Origin of the sequence: Paenibacillus glycanilyticus, from assembly GCF_030161375.1 — a bacterium.
GTDB classification, from domain to species: Bacteria; Bacillota; Bacilli; order Paenibacillales; family Paenibacillaceae; genus Pristimantibacillus; species Pristimantibacillus glycanilyticus_B.
In genome coordinates, this window is sequence record NZ_BSSQ01000016.1 from 360,484 (window position 1) to 375,521 (window position 15,038).

At 51.3% G+C, this 15,038-nt stretch carries 11 protein-coding genes and 1 riboswitch; of the genes, 9 read left to right on the plus strand and 2 right to left on the minus strand.

Annotated features, from left to right (window positions below):
• The first annotated feature begins 71 nt into the window (after nucleotides 1-71).
• From QQK89_RS21730 to QQK89_RS21750, 5 genes are all read left to right on the plus strand, one after another.
• Nucleotides 72-638 carry a CatB-related O-acetyltransferase gene (locus QQK89_RS21730; protein WP_284240760.1) on the plus strand — a complete coding sequence of 189 codons (567 nt, stop codon included), beginning with the start codon at nucleotides 72-74 and terminating at the stop codon, nucleotides 636-638.
• Nucleotides 639-860: 222 nt separating this feature from the next.
• Nucleotides 861-1,586 (plus strand): ABC transporter ATP-binding protein, encoded by a 726-nt coding sequence (locus tag QQK89_RS21735; protein ID WP_284240761.1) that lies wholly within the window; start codon nucleotides 861-863, stop codon nucleotides 1,584-1,586.
• Nucleotides 1,564-2,583: an efflux RND transporter periplasmic adaptor subunit gene (locus tag QQK89_RS21740; protein ID WP_284240762.1), complete on the plus strand. Its 1,020-nt coding sequence runs from the start codon at nucleotides 1,564-1,566 to the stop codon at nucleotides 2,581-2,583. The genes QQK89_RS21735 and QQK89_RS21740 overlap by 23 nt, the downstream gene beginning before the upstream one ends.
• Before the next feature lie 39 nt (nucleotides 2,584-2,622).
• Complete coding sequence (locus tag QQK89_RS21745; RefSeq protein WP_284240763.1) at nucleotides 2,623-5,466, plus strand: ABC transporter permease; 2,844 nt, start codon at nucleotides 2,623-2,625, stop codon at nucleotides 5,464-5,466.
• A gap of 3 nt (nucleotides 5,467-5,469) precedes the next feature.
• Nucleotides 5,470-6,342: an ABC transporter ATP-binding protein gene (locus QQK89_RS21750; RefSeq protein ID WP_284240764.1), complete on the plus strand. Its 873-nt coding sequence runs from the start codon at nucleotides 5,470-5,472 to the stop codon at nucleotides 6,340-6,342.
• Here QQK89_RS21750 and QQK89_RS21755 read toward each other — a convergent pair.
• Both QQK89_RS21755 and QQK89_RS21760 read right to left on the minus strand, forming a co-directional pair.
• Nucleotides 6,339-8,600, minus strand: coding sequence for a sensor histidine kinase (locus QQK89_RS21755; protein WP_284240765.1), 2,262 nt, complete (start codon nucleotides 8,598-8,600; stop codon nucleotides 6,339-6,341). The two genes, QQK89_RS21750 and QQK89_RS21755, sit on opposite strands and share 4 nt — an antisense overlap.
• A gap of 197 nt (nucleotides 8,601-8,797) precedes the next feature.
• On the minus strand, nucleotides 8,798-9,301 hold the full coding sequence (locus QQK89_RS21760; protein ID WP_284240766.1) for a hypothetical protein: 504 nt from the start codon (nucleotides 9,299-9,301) through the stop codon (nucleotides 8,798-8,800).
• A 206-nt stretch (nucleotides 9,302-9,507) separates the two neighbouring features.
• Between QQK89_RS21760 and QQK89_RS21765 the strand changes: the two genes are divergently transcribed.
• The 4 genes from QQK89_RS21765 (at nucleotide 9,508) to QQK89_RS21780 (ending at nucleotide 14,943) form a co-directional block, all read left to right on the plus strand.
• Nucleotides 9,508-9,714 carry a hypothetical protein gene (locus tag QQK89_RS21765; protein WP_284240767.1) on the plus strand — a complete coding sequence of 69 codons (207 nt, stop codon included), beginning with the start codon at nucleotides 9,508-9,510 and terminating at the stop codon, nucleotides 9,712-9,714.
• 155 nt (nucleotides 9,715-9,869) lie between these two features.
• Nucleotides 9,870-10,616, plus strand: a complete 747-nt coding sequence (gene map / locus QQK89_RS21770; RefSeq protein WP_284240768.1) for a type I methionyl aminopeptidase — start codon at nucleotides 9,870-9,872, stop codon at nucleotides 10,614-10,616.
• Between the two features lie 242 nt (nucleotides 10,617-10,858).
• Complete coding sequence (locus tag QQK89_RS21775; protein WP_284240769.1) at nucleotides 10,859-13,078, plus strand: bifunctional 2',3'-cyclic-nucleotide 2'-phosphodiesterase/3'-nucleotidase; 2,220 nt, start codon at nucleotides 10,859-10,861, stop codon at nucleotides 13,076-13,078.
• A gap of 175 nt (nucleotides 13,079-13,253) precedes the next feature.
• Nucleotides 13,254-13,343, plus strand: a riboswitch (cyclic di-GMP riboswitch).
• 64 nt (nucleotides 13,344-13,407) lie between these two features.
• Entirely contained in the window at nucleotides 13,408-14,943 is a 1,536-nt protein-coding gene (locus QQK89_RS21780) for a methyl-accepting chemotaxis protein (protein ID WP_284240770.1), read from the plus strand.
• The last annotated feature ends 95 nt before the right edge of the window (nucleotides 14,944-15,038 follow it).

A 15,038-nucleotide genomic window follows, 5' to 3' on the forward strand; every position in this document is an offset into this window, starting at 1 on the left:
CGCTGCGGCCGCTCCATGAATATACTGCTTAAGCGATGCACGATGATAGGGTAGCGGAGGATGATATAGCAATGGGAGATTTGAAGTCGATTTTGGAGGCGTTGCCTCCACGCCAGGTGAACAATAAATGTTTTATCGGACCGTTTACGCTCGGGACGCCAATCGTTTTGTCGTGGACGGAAAATACGGTTGCGACGATCGGCAAGTTTTGCTCGGTGTCGAACACGGCAACGCTTTTTTTGGGCGGCAACCATCATTATGAATGGGCCAGCACGTTTCCTTTCACCGCCTATATGACGCAGTACTATACGGAAGGCGCCTATTCGAACGGGAATATCATCATTGGCAACGATGTGTGGATCGGGCACTATGCAACGATATTGTCCGGGGTGACGATTGGTCATGGCGCGATTGTTGGCACGCATGCGCTCGTGACGAAGGATGTGCCTCCTTATGCGATTGTCGGGGGCAATCCGGCCCGCGTTCTGAAGTACCGGTTCACGCCGGAAGTGATCGAGAGGCTGCTGCAGGTGAAGTGGTGGGACTGGGAAATGCACCAGATCGAAACGGCCGTTCCGTTGCTGCAACAGAAAAATTTGCAACCTTTCTTCCGTTATTGTACGCGGATTGGGAAGTGACCGGTTGACGAAGAGAGCATGCCCTTAAAGGTCAAAGTCAGGAAGACATTGACCAGGGTATGCTCTTTTTTACGCCTTCTATAAGTTTGCTACAGATCCTATAAAAATAGCATTTACACCTTCTGTAAGTTCCTGTAAAATCCAAGGCGACGACGAATTTTGACAGCGGTTACACGATAGAGGGTAAAAATAACCCTACGACAAAGGGGGGCCTAGAGGAGAATGACGAATTCTGCTCATTACGCCAGCGATGAATCAGAGGAGCATGCCCTTCTCCAGGTGGAGGGCTTAAAGCGTACGTTTGGCCGCGGTTCCGGCGCCGCGGTAGTTCTGCAAGGCGTTAATCTGTCTATTAATAGGGGGAGGCTGGTTGCCTTGAAAGGCCGTTCCGGCTCGGGCAAAACAACCTTGCTCAACTTGATTGGAGCACTCGATTCGCCGACGGAAGGGACCGTTAATTTCGACGGCGTGATCTTGAGCGGATTGTCGGACAAAGCAAGAGGGGATATCCGCAGAACGCAGATGGGGCTTATCTTTCAATCCTTTGCGCTGTTTCCTCTTATGTCCGCTTACGAGAATGTAGAGTTCGCGATGAGGATCGCGGGCGTTCCGGCAGGATCCCGCAAAGAAGCGGCGCTGCAGGCGCTTGATTACGTTGGGCTGAAGCCCCGCATGCATCACCGTCCGTTCGAGATGTCCGGCGGCGAACAACAGCGGACGGCCATTGCCCGGGCGATTGCGCATAAGCCCAAGTTGCTATTGGCCGATGAGCCTACGGCCGAGCTGGACAGCCGGACCGGGCTGCATATTCTGAGCGTGCTGCGCAACCTTGTGCGGGAAGAGGGCATGACGGTTGTCATGACGACGCATGATCCGGCCATTATGGAAATTGTGGACGAAGTCTATGAATTGGAGGATGGAACCATTGTTGAAGCTGCGAAAATATAATCTCGCCATAGCGCTTGCCCTTAGCTTGTCCCTGACCGGCTGCTCCCTTATTCCTGACGAAGAGGAGCCGCTCAAGCCGCCCCTCGTGAAGCCTGCGGAGCAGAACTATTCAACCGACGAAGTGAAGACGGGCGATATCCGCCGCGAAGTGAAAGGCTCTGGCGTGTTCGAATCGACGGCGAGCGAATACGCACAGTTCAAATCGCAGGGCGGACGACTGAAGAAGCTGGATGTCGCCTCGGGAGATACGGTAAAGAAAGGCGATCTGCTCGCCGAGCTTGTAGTAGACGGGCTTGACGTGCAGACGCTGGAGCAGAAGCTGGCGGTAGAGCGGGCGGAGCTGGCATTAAAACAAGCGAAGCAAGGCGGCAATGCGGAGGAAATACATATCGCCCAGCTGCAGCTCGACATTGAACAGCTGAAGCAAAGCAAGCTGGAGCAAACGGCAGAAGAGAGCAAGCTGCGGGCCACGATGAATGGCCAGGTCATATTTGTCGAGGAGCTGGCGGAAGGGGATTTCGTACAGCCTTATCAGACGCTCGTGCGGGTCGCCGATCCAACCAAGCTGCGGTTTGCATACCGTTCCTCCGATGCCGGCAGCATTAGCGAAGTGGAAGTAGGCATGAACGCGGCCATCACCGCAGGCAAAAATTATGAATCAAGCGGCAAGGTAGTGCAGACTCCTGGTTCCGCCCCGCTGACGAACGACCCTGATTTGAAGGCCAGATACAGCAATACGCTGTATATTAACATCGATAAGCTCCCGGAAGATGCTCAAATCGGCTCAAGCGCTAACGTATCCATCGTCCTCACGGAACACAAAGGCGTCGTTCTGATTCCGAAGAGCGGACTTCGTTCCTATCTTGGACGTACGTTTGTCCGCGTTCTGGACGGCAAAGCTTTGCGCGAAGTGGATGTGGAGGTAGGCATTCAGTCGGCAACGGAGGTTGAAATCGTACGCGGACTTAAGGAAGGTCAGACTATCGTCCTGAACTAATGCGTTTTATACCCCTTTTAGTGAAGTGGAGGCTTACCTGTGGCTTTATTGTCCATGATTGTGCGTAAAATGACGCAAAACAAATGGCTGGAGCTCAGCCTTCTGATTGGACTTGTCCTTACAGTTGGCCTAGTCTCCAGCATTCCGACCTATACGGAGGCTATCTTGTCCCGCATGCTGGTGAAGGAGCTGGAAGCTTCGCAGCTGAGTTCTTATCCGGGCACGATGAATATGCGGTTTACCTATATCGGGGTGAACAACGCGGAGCAACGGATTAAGCAGATGCAGACGAACAAGCAGTTAATGGAGAACAAGGTGCTTCCGTTAATCCCAGTTCCTCTGATTGAGCGTACTTCCGATCTGATCACTTCAGCCTTTGATCTTAGCGTCGATCAGCCGACCCCGGAAGGCGAGAAGAAAAAAGTATTCCGTACCAGCATAACCAGCGTTAATGGCTTGGAAGAGCACATTAAGCTGATTGACGGACGGATGCCGGCGGATAAGCCGGTGGACGGCGTGTATGAAGTGCTCGTAACGGAAAAAGGACTCAATACGTTGCGTACCGTGCTCGGCACGGTGTTTGTATTCCAGGATATCAACAAACAGCAAGTCCGGGTGAAGCCGGTAGGGGTCATGACGAAGAAAGAGGATGACGATCTGTTTTTCCTGTCTCCGGATCTCGGCGGGTTCTCCAATTCCCTTGTGATGAACAGCGACATGCTGGATAAGGAATTCATTCAGACCCATCGTCTTCTTGTGAACGCCAACTCCTGGCATATCGTACCTCAATACGAGAATCTGGAGCTTCGCAATATTGACCAGTATTTGAAGGCGGCCGAATTGCTGAAAGCGCAAGTGAAATCCAATTATCAATACACGTTGGAAGCGCAATATGTCGATGTTATTGATCGTTATTTTAAAAGCTCCGACAATTTGCGTATTCTGATGTGGTCGCTGAACGTTCCCGTTCTGGCGATGCTGGGCTTGTACGTCTTTATGGTGTCGAACCTGATTACGAACAGGCAAAAAACCGAGATCGCCGTCCTGCGCAGCCGCGGTGCGGCCCGCTGGCAGATCTTGCTGTCCTATCTTGCTGAGTATACGCTGCTCGGCGCGGTGGCCGTAGCTGCGGGTCCGCCGCTTGGATTGTTCCTGACGAAGGTGCTTGGTTCCTCGAACGGCTTTATGTCCTTCGTCCAGCGTTCCGGCATCCGCGTCCATCTGAACAGCGAGGTTTATTTGTATGCCGGGGCTGCCGCGATAACGGCTCTAATCGTTATGCTGGTACCGGTTATCTTTGCTACCAAAACGACAATTGTCGGCCATAAGCAACAGATGGCCCGCATGCAGCAGACGCCGTTCTGGCATAAGCTGTTCCTTGACGTGATTGCTCTTGCCGTTTCCTTGTACGGGCTGCGGGTATTCCATCAGCGGATGAAGACGCTGCAAACCTTGGGTCTCGACAATGAAGCGCTCCATATTGATCCGTTGCAATTCGCCGTGCCCGCTTTATTCATTCTTGGCGGCGGCATGTTGCTGCTCCGGGTATATCCTTATTTCTTGCGGATCATCTATTGGGTCGGGCGCAAATGGTGGCCGCCATCGATGTATGCGACGCTTATCCAGGTCGGCCGTTCAAGCGCCGGTTACCAGTTCCTGATGGTGTTCCTGATGATGACGATCGCCACCGGCATGTTCAGCGCAAGCGCCGCCCGCACCATTAACCATAATGGCGAGGACCGGATCCGGTATGCGAGCGGGGCGGATGTTGTTCTTCAAGCGAATTGGCCCAATGACAAGCCGCCGGAGACGCCAGGAGGAGGTCCGCAGCAGCAGCAATCGCCTGTCGCGGCTCCGGACGTTATCCATTATGTCGAGCCGCCGTTTGAGCCGTATACGAAGCTTGCCGGCGTGGAAAGCACGGCTAAAGTGCTTGTTCACGACAATGCCTCCTACAGCACCGAGGAAGGTTCCGGTTCGGCCAAGCTGCTCGGCATTGATTCGGATGAATTCGGCCAGACGGCCTGGTTCCGCGACGGCCTGCTCGATTATCCGTTTTATGAGTATTTGAACCTGTTGGCGGCGGCACCTAACGCGGTATTAATCTCGAAGACGCTCGCCGACGAAGAAAAGCTGAAGCCCGGAGATACGATTTGGGTAGGCTGGGATGGCATCGATATGCAGCCGTTTATGGTCTATGCGGTGGTGGATTATTTCCCTACCTTTAACCCGAACCCGAGGGATGCCGAGATGCCGGCGCCGAAGCTTATCGTGGGCAGCCGTCTCCAAATTCAAACCTATCTGTCGCTTGAGCCTTATCAGGTGTGGCTCAAGCTGAAGCAAGGGGCAAGCGTAAACGACTTGTACCGCGATATCGAAGAGAAGAAGTTAAGCATCGTCGATATTACCGATATGAAAAGCAAACTGACCACGGCCAAATCGGATCCGTTCCTGATGGCGGTCAACGGTACGCTAACGCTTGGATTTATTATCTCGCTCGTCATTAGCTTTGCCGGCTTCTTACTCTATTGGACGCTGGTGCTGCGCGGGCGGATGCTGCAGAACGGCATTATGCGGGCAATGGGGCTTTCGCTCCGCCAGCTCATAGGCATGTTGACGGTAGAACAGCTGTTGACATCCGGGGCGGCGATTGTGATCGGCCTTGCGACTGGCATAACGACAAGCCGGCTGTTTGTCCCGCTGTTCCAGAACGCGTTTGATGCCAAACAGCTGGTACCGCCGTTCCGCGTCATGGTGGATCCGATCGATTCCATCCGGATTTACGTGTTTGTTGGTTCGACGATTCTGATCGGCCTTCTTATTCTGGGCTACATGCTCTCGCGCCTCAAAATTCATCAGGCCATTAAGCTGGGGGAGGATTAACCGTTGATACACTGCGAAGGATTGGTCAAAATCTACAAGGCAAACGAGCTGGAAGTGTTCGCGCTGCAGGGCCTTGACCTCCATGTGGAGGACGGTGAGCTGATGGCGATCATCGGCAACAGCGGCAGCGGCAAATCCACGCTCCTGAATATGCTGGGCGGTCTCGACCGCCCGACAGCGGGCAGCTTGACGGTAGACGGCAAGGACCTGATGAAATTCAAGGAACGGGATTTCGTGAAATACAAGAGGGAAAGCGTAGGCTTCGTCTGGCAAAACAATGCCAGAAACCTGATCCCTTATTTGACGGCGCAGCAGAACGTCGAGCTTCCGATTCTGCTGAACGGAAGGCGCAAGCAGCAGCGGGCGCGGGAATTGCTCGAAGCGGTGGGGTTGACCCACCGCGCCCATCATAAGTTGCAGCAGCTGTCCGGCGGAGAGCAGCAGCGGGTGGCCATCGCCATCGCGCTGGCGAATCATCCTAAGCTATTGCTTGCCGACGAGCCAACCGGTTCGGTAGATACAAGGATGGCGGCGCAAATCTTGGAGCTCTTCCGCACCTTGAACAGGGAGCTTGGCTTGACCGTCGTTATCGTTACGCATGATCCGGAGCTGGCCCGGAAAGTTGACCGCGTGGTAGCCATCCGCGACGGGAAAATCTCATCGGAGATGCTGCGGCGCAAATCGTATATGGAAGAGCTTGCCGAACTAGCGGAGGACGAGAAGGAATCGCATGTCGAATACGCCGTCCTAGACAAAGCAGGCCGCCTCCAAGTGCCACATGGCTATTTGGAAGCGGCCGGATTCAAAGATCATCGCAAAGCGCGGGTGGAGCTGGAGAACGGCAGAATTATGCTGTCTCCGCCAGAGGAAGGTTAAGAAAGGGGAATGCGGATTTCGACGCAGGTTCCTTCGCCCGGCTTGCTGCTATACTGGATATTCCCTTTATGGTTCTGAATAATTTGTTGACTGATCATGAGACCGAGGCCGTTGCCCTCGGTCTTTCTTGTGAAGAAAGGTTCGCCAAGCCGTGCCAAATCCTCTTCCGGAATGCCAATGCCTTCATCCTGGATTCGGATCAGAATGTCATTCTCCGACTCGCGCAAGAGCTCCAGCTTTAATTCGCCGCCTTCCGGCATGGCCTCCATGCCGTTCTTCATCACATTGACAAGCACTTGCTTGAGCTGATTGGATTCGCATCGGAGACGCGGTATGCCTGGCGCAAGCCTAGTAACCATTTGAACGTTATGAATGTTCGCTTCCGAGTCCAGAAGGACCACGATGTCATTCATAAGGGCGTATAAATCCGCTTCCTGGTAACGATCGGCTTGCGGCTTCGCAAACACGAGGAACTCGCTGACGATCAGGTTAATCCGGTCGAGTTCGGAGAGCATGATATTCATATAGGAGCGGTCAAGTTTACTGTCCCTCTGCATCAATTGAACAAATCCGCGCAGCGTTGTAAGCGGATTTCGTACCTCATGGGCTACGCCGGCCGCGAGTTGGCCCACAACCGACAACTTCTCGGAGCGGCGCAAAATCTCTTCGGTCCGTTTCCGTTCCGCGATATCCCGGCAGATAGAGGCATAGGCGACGATCACGCCTTGCTCATCCCTAATTCCCGACAAGGTAATGCTGACGTCTATGGGCTGTCCCTGTTTGCTGCACAGTACCGTTTCATAATCGGTTACTTGTCCTCCGCCTAGCACAAGCTGGCCCTTCTCCTCGAGCTCTGCCAGAACCTCCGGCGTAAACATCGGCAGCTTTTCTCCGCAGGCTTCCTGGAGCGTCCAGCTGAACATCCCTTCAAAAGCTTTATTCGCGTCAATGGTTCTGCCTTCGAGATCCACGACATGAATCGCATCCGAGGTGTTGTTGACGAAGGACTCCATATATTGCTTCGTATGGAGGAGCTCCTTGGCTGCGGCGGTTAACTGCGTCTGGTAGCTGTACAGATTCGTGCTCATGGCATTAACCTGCGAAGCCAGCGCCCCAAACTCATTATTGCTGTCGATCATAATCTGTTCGCCAAAATTGCCGCGCGAGATATCATGCACCCGCAGCATAATCATCTCCAGCGTCCGAATCATCAGACCGGCAATAAAGGAGCTTGATGCGATAGCTAGCGCAATCAATCCTACTGAGATGAGAATCTGCGTAAGAAGCTGGTCTAGAAGCGGGCCCTTTATGGCGCTGTAGGCAAAATTGACGATAATGACCGATTGGCTTGTTCCCGATAACGGAATAAAGCTTTTCATTACTTTTTTGCCGTTAATCCACGCTTTGGTCGTTACGATGTCCCCGGTCAAATCAGCCTTCATCATATTCGCGTAGTCATGAATATCCGCATAATGATATTCTCCGAAAATCTTGCTTTGGCTGTCGAGTATATAAGGCGGTACCGATTCCAATTGTGCAATCGCTTGGGGGTCCTTATAGTAAGCCGGGTTAAACCCCGTGACTTCCAGAATAGAAGGGTTGTCCTCGATAAGCTTCTGGGCAACGGCATCGGGACTCTTCAGATCATCAAGCGGGAAGAAGGCGCCGGTATGCACGATAAGATTAATAATATAATTGCTCTTGTCGTTGTAATAAAAACCAAGCTTGTTTACGTCGTTCAAGTCGGAAGGAATAATCGTAATAGGCGGCGACCAGAAATGATTCAGCTTTTGTCCTTGCGGGATAATGACCTGACGCAATTCGAATAGCTGATTGAAGGCGGTATACCAATAGCCAAGCGCCTTGGAGCTTGCTCCAATCGCTCTGGCATTGGATGATTTCTGCGCCGTAATGTCATCGCCGTCTTTCGCCCATAACGTAATATGATCGACGTGCAGCGTATGGCTTAGATTAACCAGCTCTTCATTAGTCACCTGGGCAAGATCGGGATTCAGCCTTGCTTGCGCGGTAACGGAAGCAAGCCGCAGCTTCTCGCCAACGCTGTCCTCGATAAGCTGCTTTGATTTTTGCGTAGCGTCAAGCATTTCGCCGACTTGCTTGGCCACGCCGATCATTTGCTTCTCCGCGTCTTGTTTCAATTGAGACGAGGTAGAGAAATAATAAATCGATAGATTTAACGTTAGAATGACGATTACCGTCAACGATATGAACCAGGCCAGCTTAGTCTTGATAGACAAAACGGTATTCCTCCTGATGAAATTGCACAGCAATGAGATTATTTTACATGAAATCTAGTATATCGCAGATAGGAAAACAGGGACATAGCAGAATATGTCGAAATTATCGATAATTCATGTGAAGAGATGGAAACCAAGCAAAAAGGAGCCGTCTTCGGCGGAAGACGACTCCTTTTTGCTTGGTTCTTGCCCGCGAATTAATTCTCTCTGCGGCGGATAACCAGTGCTGCTGCTCCCACGATGATCAGGGCAATGGCAAGGAACGGACGTATAACCTCGACCTGATTGAGGAATGTTCCAAGCGAGAATACAGCGAAGAACAACAGGCCTAACACGACAAGAATATTGATCGGGATTAGCAGCCACTTGTTCCGGTTGCCGAACCAGTAGAACTCGAATAGGCCGGCTGCGACCGCGATAATAAAGCCGGGCCACATGTAAGCCCAATTATCGAACAACATGGCGATCTGCGAGGTTACGCCGGACACCAGCAGGATTCCGCCGGGAATCAGGACTCCAATGCCTTTTCGCCCCGTAACGGAAAAATATAACCAGTGGAAAAATAGTCCCAGAGGGATCACAAACAAGCTTGGCCAGAAGTAACCGAACAGGTTGCCCGGACCGAAATGCGTTCCTTTATTCAACAGTAAGTATGCACCGAGAAGAATAAATACAGGGCCGAGGACGGACCTTTTATTCATACGCTCATCTCCTTTAGATAAAGCATATCATGAGCCTATTTATAATTCCTCATTCTTTAGGTCACAAGTGAAACCCGACTAAAGTCCAGTCCTGTAAAAAATTCGTCGTATTAGTCATAAACTCTTAAATTACGACATTTTACACCTCTTGTAGAATTCTATGAAAGCGCTATTATTAAGGTATAAAGATACAGGAGGTGATTACAATGAGCCATGAAGAAGAAGTAGTTCAAGCAGCAGCGGAAGAGGTTGCTGAAGAAAGCGTTGAAGAGGTTGTGGCGGCTGCCGGAGAAGAGGTAGCTGAAGCAGCTGAGGAAGAAGAGGCAGCAGCGGAAGAAGAAGCTGCTGTAGCCGAAGAGGAAGAGGCGGCTGATGCTGAAGAAGCATCCGATGACGAAGAAGAGGAACAATGATTACGGTCATTTTATAAAATATAGCGTTTTTTCGATAATCCCCTTCGGCCCCGAAGGGGATTATTTGCGATTTCGGGCAGATATAGTATTTGCATGTAAGCTTGTCGCTTTGGTATGCTCTTTATTAACCATCACGTTAAGAGGGAGTAGTACAAATGATTACAATTAAGACTGAAGCGGACATTAACCGCATGCATGAAGCCGGCAAAATTCTTGCCGAAATCCATAGACAAATTGCCACGCTGATCGCCCCTGGCATTACGACGCAAGAGATCGATCAGTTCGCCGAGAAGCTGATGAAGCAATACGGCGCGACACCCGAGCAGAAAGGTTATAGAGGTTATCCGTATGCGACTTGCGCATCGCTGAACGATGTCATCTGCCACGGATTCCCGAAAAAGGAGAAGCTGAAAGACGGCGATATCGTAACGATTGATATGGTCGTGAACTTAAACGGCTGGCTGGCCGACTCCGCATGGTCCTACGCGGTTGGTCAAGTCTCCGAAGAAGCGGACCGCCTGCTGCGGGTAACGAAAGAGTCGCTGTACAAAGGAATTGAAAAAGCGGTAGCCGGCAATCGGATCGGGGATGTCTCCCATGCGATTCAGGCGTACGCGGAAGCGGAAGGCTTCTCGGTCGTCCGCGACTTCATCGGGCACGGCATCGGCCAGGAAATGCACGAGGATCCGCAGGTGCCGCATTACGGCCCGCCTAACAAAGGCCCGCGTATCAAGGAAGGCATGGTATTTACGATTGAACCGATGCTGAACGTGGGAACTTACCAAATGAAGATTGATCAGGACGGTTGGACGGCGCGCACCAGAGACGGCAAGCTGTCGGCGCAATACGAGCATACGATTGCCATTACGGCGAACGGTCCGATCATTCTGACGGAGCAATAATAACGAAAGCAACAAGGGATCTTCTCCTTGGACAATGTCCGGGGGAAGTCTCTTTTTTTATGTGCGCAGGTTTTACATCTGTTCAAGACCTCTTATGAACAAAAGAAAACCTTACATATTCAGTAAGAAATTTACATAATAATTGCGTGACAATTCAGATATCTTACCCTAAAATGAGGAAAATAACGGGGGGCAAGCTAAATATCGATCTATTTTGAGGAGAAAGAGGGAGGATTTACGGGATGAAGGCAACAAACACAGCTTGGAGGCGTACGCTCTCGACAGCGGTTGCGCTTAGTCTAACGGCTCTGCCGTTCACGGCGGTTGCATCTGCGGCGGGAAGCGGCGCAACCGTTCAACTGCGGATTATGGAGACGACGGATCTGCACGTGAACATGGTGAATTACGATTATTTTGCGGACAAGCCTACCGATGAGTACGGCTTTGCCAAGACGGCAACGCTGATCAAGCAGGCCCGCGGGGAAGCGGAGAACAGTCTATTGTTCGATAACGGGGATCTGATTCAAGGCAACCCGCTTGGCGACTATGTCGCTACGGTAGACCCGCTGCAGCAAGGGGAAACCCACCCCGTGTACAAAGCGTTGAATTTGCTTGATTACGATGCCGGGAACGTCGGGAATCATGAATTCAATTACGGTCTCGATTTCTTGAAGACGTCGCTTGGCGGAGCGGATTTCCCCTATGTGAACGCGAATGTGTATATCGATGACGGCGATAAAGACGAGACCAATGACAAGAACTATTTCACCCCTTATCTTATTCTCGACAAGGATGTAACGGACGACAGCGGCGCCGTGCACAAGCTGAAGGTAGGGGTTATCGGGTTTGTTCCGCCACAGATTACCCAGTGGGATAAGGCTAAGCTTGAAGGCAAGGTAATCGCCAAGGATATCGTGAAGACAGCGGAGAAATTCGTGCCGGAGATGAAAGCAAAAGGCGCAGACATCATCGTTGCGATCCCGCATTCCGGCTTTGAGGATATTCCCCAATCGGATCAGATGGAGAACTCCGTGCTCTATCTGAGCAAAGTGAAGGACATTAACGCGATTTTGTTTGGGCATGCGCATAAGGTATTCCCGGACAAGTCGTTTGAAGGCAAGAGCGGCGTTGATCTAGCCAAAGGAACCATCAACGGGGTGCCGGCGGTAGAACCTGGTTTCTGGGGCAATAATCTGGGCATTATAGACCTGACGCTGCAGCTGGAAGGCGGCAAATGGAACGTTGCGGATTCGAAGACGTCCGTGAAGCCGATCTATGACTCGGCGAACAAAAAGCCGCTGGTCGAAGCCGATCAGGAGGTGCTGGACGCGGTAGCAGAGGATCATCAGCATACGCTTGATTACGTGCGTGGTCCGGTAGGGACAACAACGGCGCCGATCAACAGCTTTTTCGCGTTGGTGCAAGATGATCCGTCCATTCAAATCGTAACGAATGCGCAGAAGTGGTATGTCGAGAAGCAGCTTCAGGGGACCGATTACGAGGGAATCCCGGTCTTGTCGGCTGGAGCGCCGTTTAAGGCGGGCGGACGCCAAGGTCCGGCCTACTACACGAACATTCCAAAAGGAAGCATCGCGATTAAGAACGTAGCGGATCTCTACTTATACTCCAATACGGTAAACGCCGTGCTCGTAAGCGGCGCGGAGCTAAAGGAATGGCTGGAATGGTCGGCGGGCCAATTCAATACAATCGACCCTTCGGCAACGGAGAAGCAAGAATTAGTCAACTACGACTTCCCGACCTATAACTTTGACGTTATTGACGGGGTCACGTATCAGATTGACGTATCGAAGCCTGCCAAATACAAAGCGGACGGAACCGTATTGAACGCGGGCTCCAGCCGGATCGTAAATCTGAAATACGAGGGCAAAGCGATTGACCCGGCGAAAAAATTCGTGGTAGCTTCGAACAACTACCGGGCTTCTTCCAGCAAATTCGCCAATCCGGACGGCAAGCGCATTATTCTTGCTTCGCCGGACGAGAATCGCCAGGTCATTATAGATTATATTCGTTCGTTCAAGACCATTAATCCTGCAACGGACGGCAACTGGTCGCTTGCCCCAATCAATGACAAAGTGAATGTTGCTTTCAAGACCTCGCCCGATGCCAAAGCTGCTGCGAACGCGGTTAAGTCGCTAACTTATGTAGGGCCAACCGATGACGGTTATGCGGAGTATAAATTAAGCTTTGCCGCACCGGCGACAACTGCTCCTGAGCCGCCGGCGAAGCCTGAACCGAAGCCTGAACCCAAACCGGAACCTAAACCTGAGCCCAAACCGGAGACAGCGGCCGATCTCATCTATACGGTGAAGAAAGGCGATACATTATGGGCTATTGCCCGTCAATACGGGACAACGTGGCAGAAGCTTGCGAAATACAATAAGCTGACCAATCCGAACCGAATTTACGTTGGGCAAAAAATAAAGATTCCGGCAAATAAATAGAGATATATTTCAAAAGCTGACTTCCGAATGCTATCGGAAGTCAGCTTTTTATATGGATTATATTTAAAATATTTAATATTTTGTATATGACTAGGATGGTGTATACAAAATATCCCATGCCGATGTATAATCGAAAACGTCCAACTATTTTCCCAATCATTATAAAGTCATATTTACTAGAAAAAGGCAAACCATCAGAAATGATGGGACGCAAAGCCGAGGCCTAAAGTACCTAATTGGGTGCCATGGCGGACCGGTTACCTGTAATAAGGAGTTAACACCATTTAATGGTAAACTCTTTCTTTATAAATCATTGAGGAGGATTAGACGTGTTAAGACAGAAGAATCGCGTCATGTTGTGGATTGCTTTAGGGATTTTGGCGTTAATGGGTTTCATTCAAATTCTCGATCTTGAAGGAATGGGCATGCAGCATCAACACGGTGCCGAAATGACGCATCATACTGGCGGCAACCCTCTGCTTAACGGTCTGTTTGTTGGACTTGCGCTTCTCTTCTATTTGGCTGCTTGGATTAGTACGCGCTTTCACAATGATCGGGCGGCCGCGCTGTTGGTCACCTTATCGCTTACTTTCAGCAGTATTGCCATTATTGCCGGCGGCAAGGGCTTGGTCGAGTACCACTTCTCTATTTTTATGGTGCTGGCTATTATTTTGTTCTATGAAAGTATTCCTCTACTGCTGGCCAGTACGGTCGTATTTGCCGCCCAGCATCTTCTTGGATTCTTATATTTCCCCGAAATAGTATATGGAATAGCGAACTACTCCTTTAGCATGGTAGCTATTCATTTGATCTTCGTTATTTTGTTCATCAGCGTAGCCTTCTACCAAATTACGACCCGCAAAACATTAATTAGCGATATGGAAAACTTGCAAGATCGGAAGATCAAAGAAGCCGTTAATCAAATTATTGATACGGTAACGGAAGCCTCCGGACATGTTCTAAGCAATGCGAGAGAGCTGACAAGCAACTCGGACTCGCTTGGGCTGCTTGCGGCGGGCGTCATTCAGTCCATGGAACAGGTAGACCGCACGGCCCATCTCCAGGAACATGGGGTAAGATCAAGCAAAGGCGCCATCAGCGGGATGCTGGCGGAAATGATGATGATCGCGGAAACGGCATCGGCAGCTTCGAATTTCTCGGAAGAAGTTGCGCGCGAGGCTGACAATGGCAATGATTCCATCCAGCTAACGATCCGGCAAATGCAATCCCTTAGCCAGTCCGTCAATGAGACGGCCGCCATGATTAAGCTGCTCAACGAAAGGTCGCAGGAAATTGACGATATTACGGTTATCATTACGGATATTGCTTCGCGTACCAATCTGCTTGCTCTTAACGCCGCTATTGAAGCAGCCCGCGCCGGTGAACATGGCAAAGGCTTCACGGTAGTATCGACGGAAGTGCGCAAGTTGTCCGAGCAAACGAGCCAGTCCGCGCAGCGGATTGCCGGGCTTGTGCAGGATATTCAGATGAGCAACCGGATGTCGATGGCTTCGATGGATCAGGTGCTGAATGAAGTGCAAGGAAGCGAGCAGGCGGTTGGGAAAGCAGGGGATGCTTTCGGGAGGATTCTGCAATCGGTTCGTTCGGTCGCGGGACAGATTCAACAAATCTCCGCGGCTTCGCAGGAAATGTCGGCAAGCACCCGGCAGTTCAGCGAGGCGCTAGCCAATATTTCCGATCAGTCGGCTGAGCTTGCAAGCAGCGTGGTGATGGTTAATGGCAGCGCGCAGGAGCAGAATGAGCTTATCCACCGTTCCTCGGAGTTAGCGGCAATGTTGTCCAAGCAAAGCGACAGCCTTAACGGCATTATCGTGGATACGAAGCGAAGCTTTAGCATGGGATAGAAACAAAACAGAGGACAAATAGAGTGCTGAGCGGCATGTGCGGTCATTGACCCGCGCATGCCGTTTCATTTATCCCTTGGTGCAGGGTGGTTGTA

Bases quoted from the DNA above. Each gene is read 5' to 3' on its own strand.
- map (WP_284240768.1), top strand. From the start codon at position 9,870: ATGATTACAATTAAGACTGAAGCGGACATTAACCGCATGCATGAAGCC.
- QQK89_RS21735 (WP_284240761.1), top strand. From the start codon at position 861: ATGACGAATTCTGCTCATTACGCCAGCGATGAATCAGAGGAGCATGCC.
- QQK89_RS21760 (WP_284240766.1), bottom strand. From the start codon at position 9,301: ATGAATAAAAGGTCCGTCCTCGGCCCTGTATTTATTCTTCTCGGTGCA.
- QQK89_RS21765 (WP_284240767.1), top strand. From the start codon at position 9,508: ATGAGCCATGAAGAAGAAGTAGTTCAAGCAGCAGCGGAAGAGGTTGCT.
- QQK89_RS21730 (WP_284240760.1), top strand. From the start codon at position 72: ATGGGAGATTTGAAGTCGATTTTGGAGGCGTTGCCTCCACGCCAGGTG.
- QQK89_RS21775 (WP_284240769.1), top strand. From the start codon at position 10,859: ATGAAGGCAACAAACACAGCTTGGAGGCGTACGCTCTCGACAGCGGTT.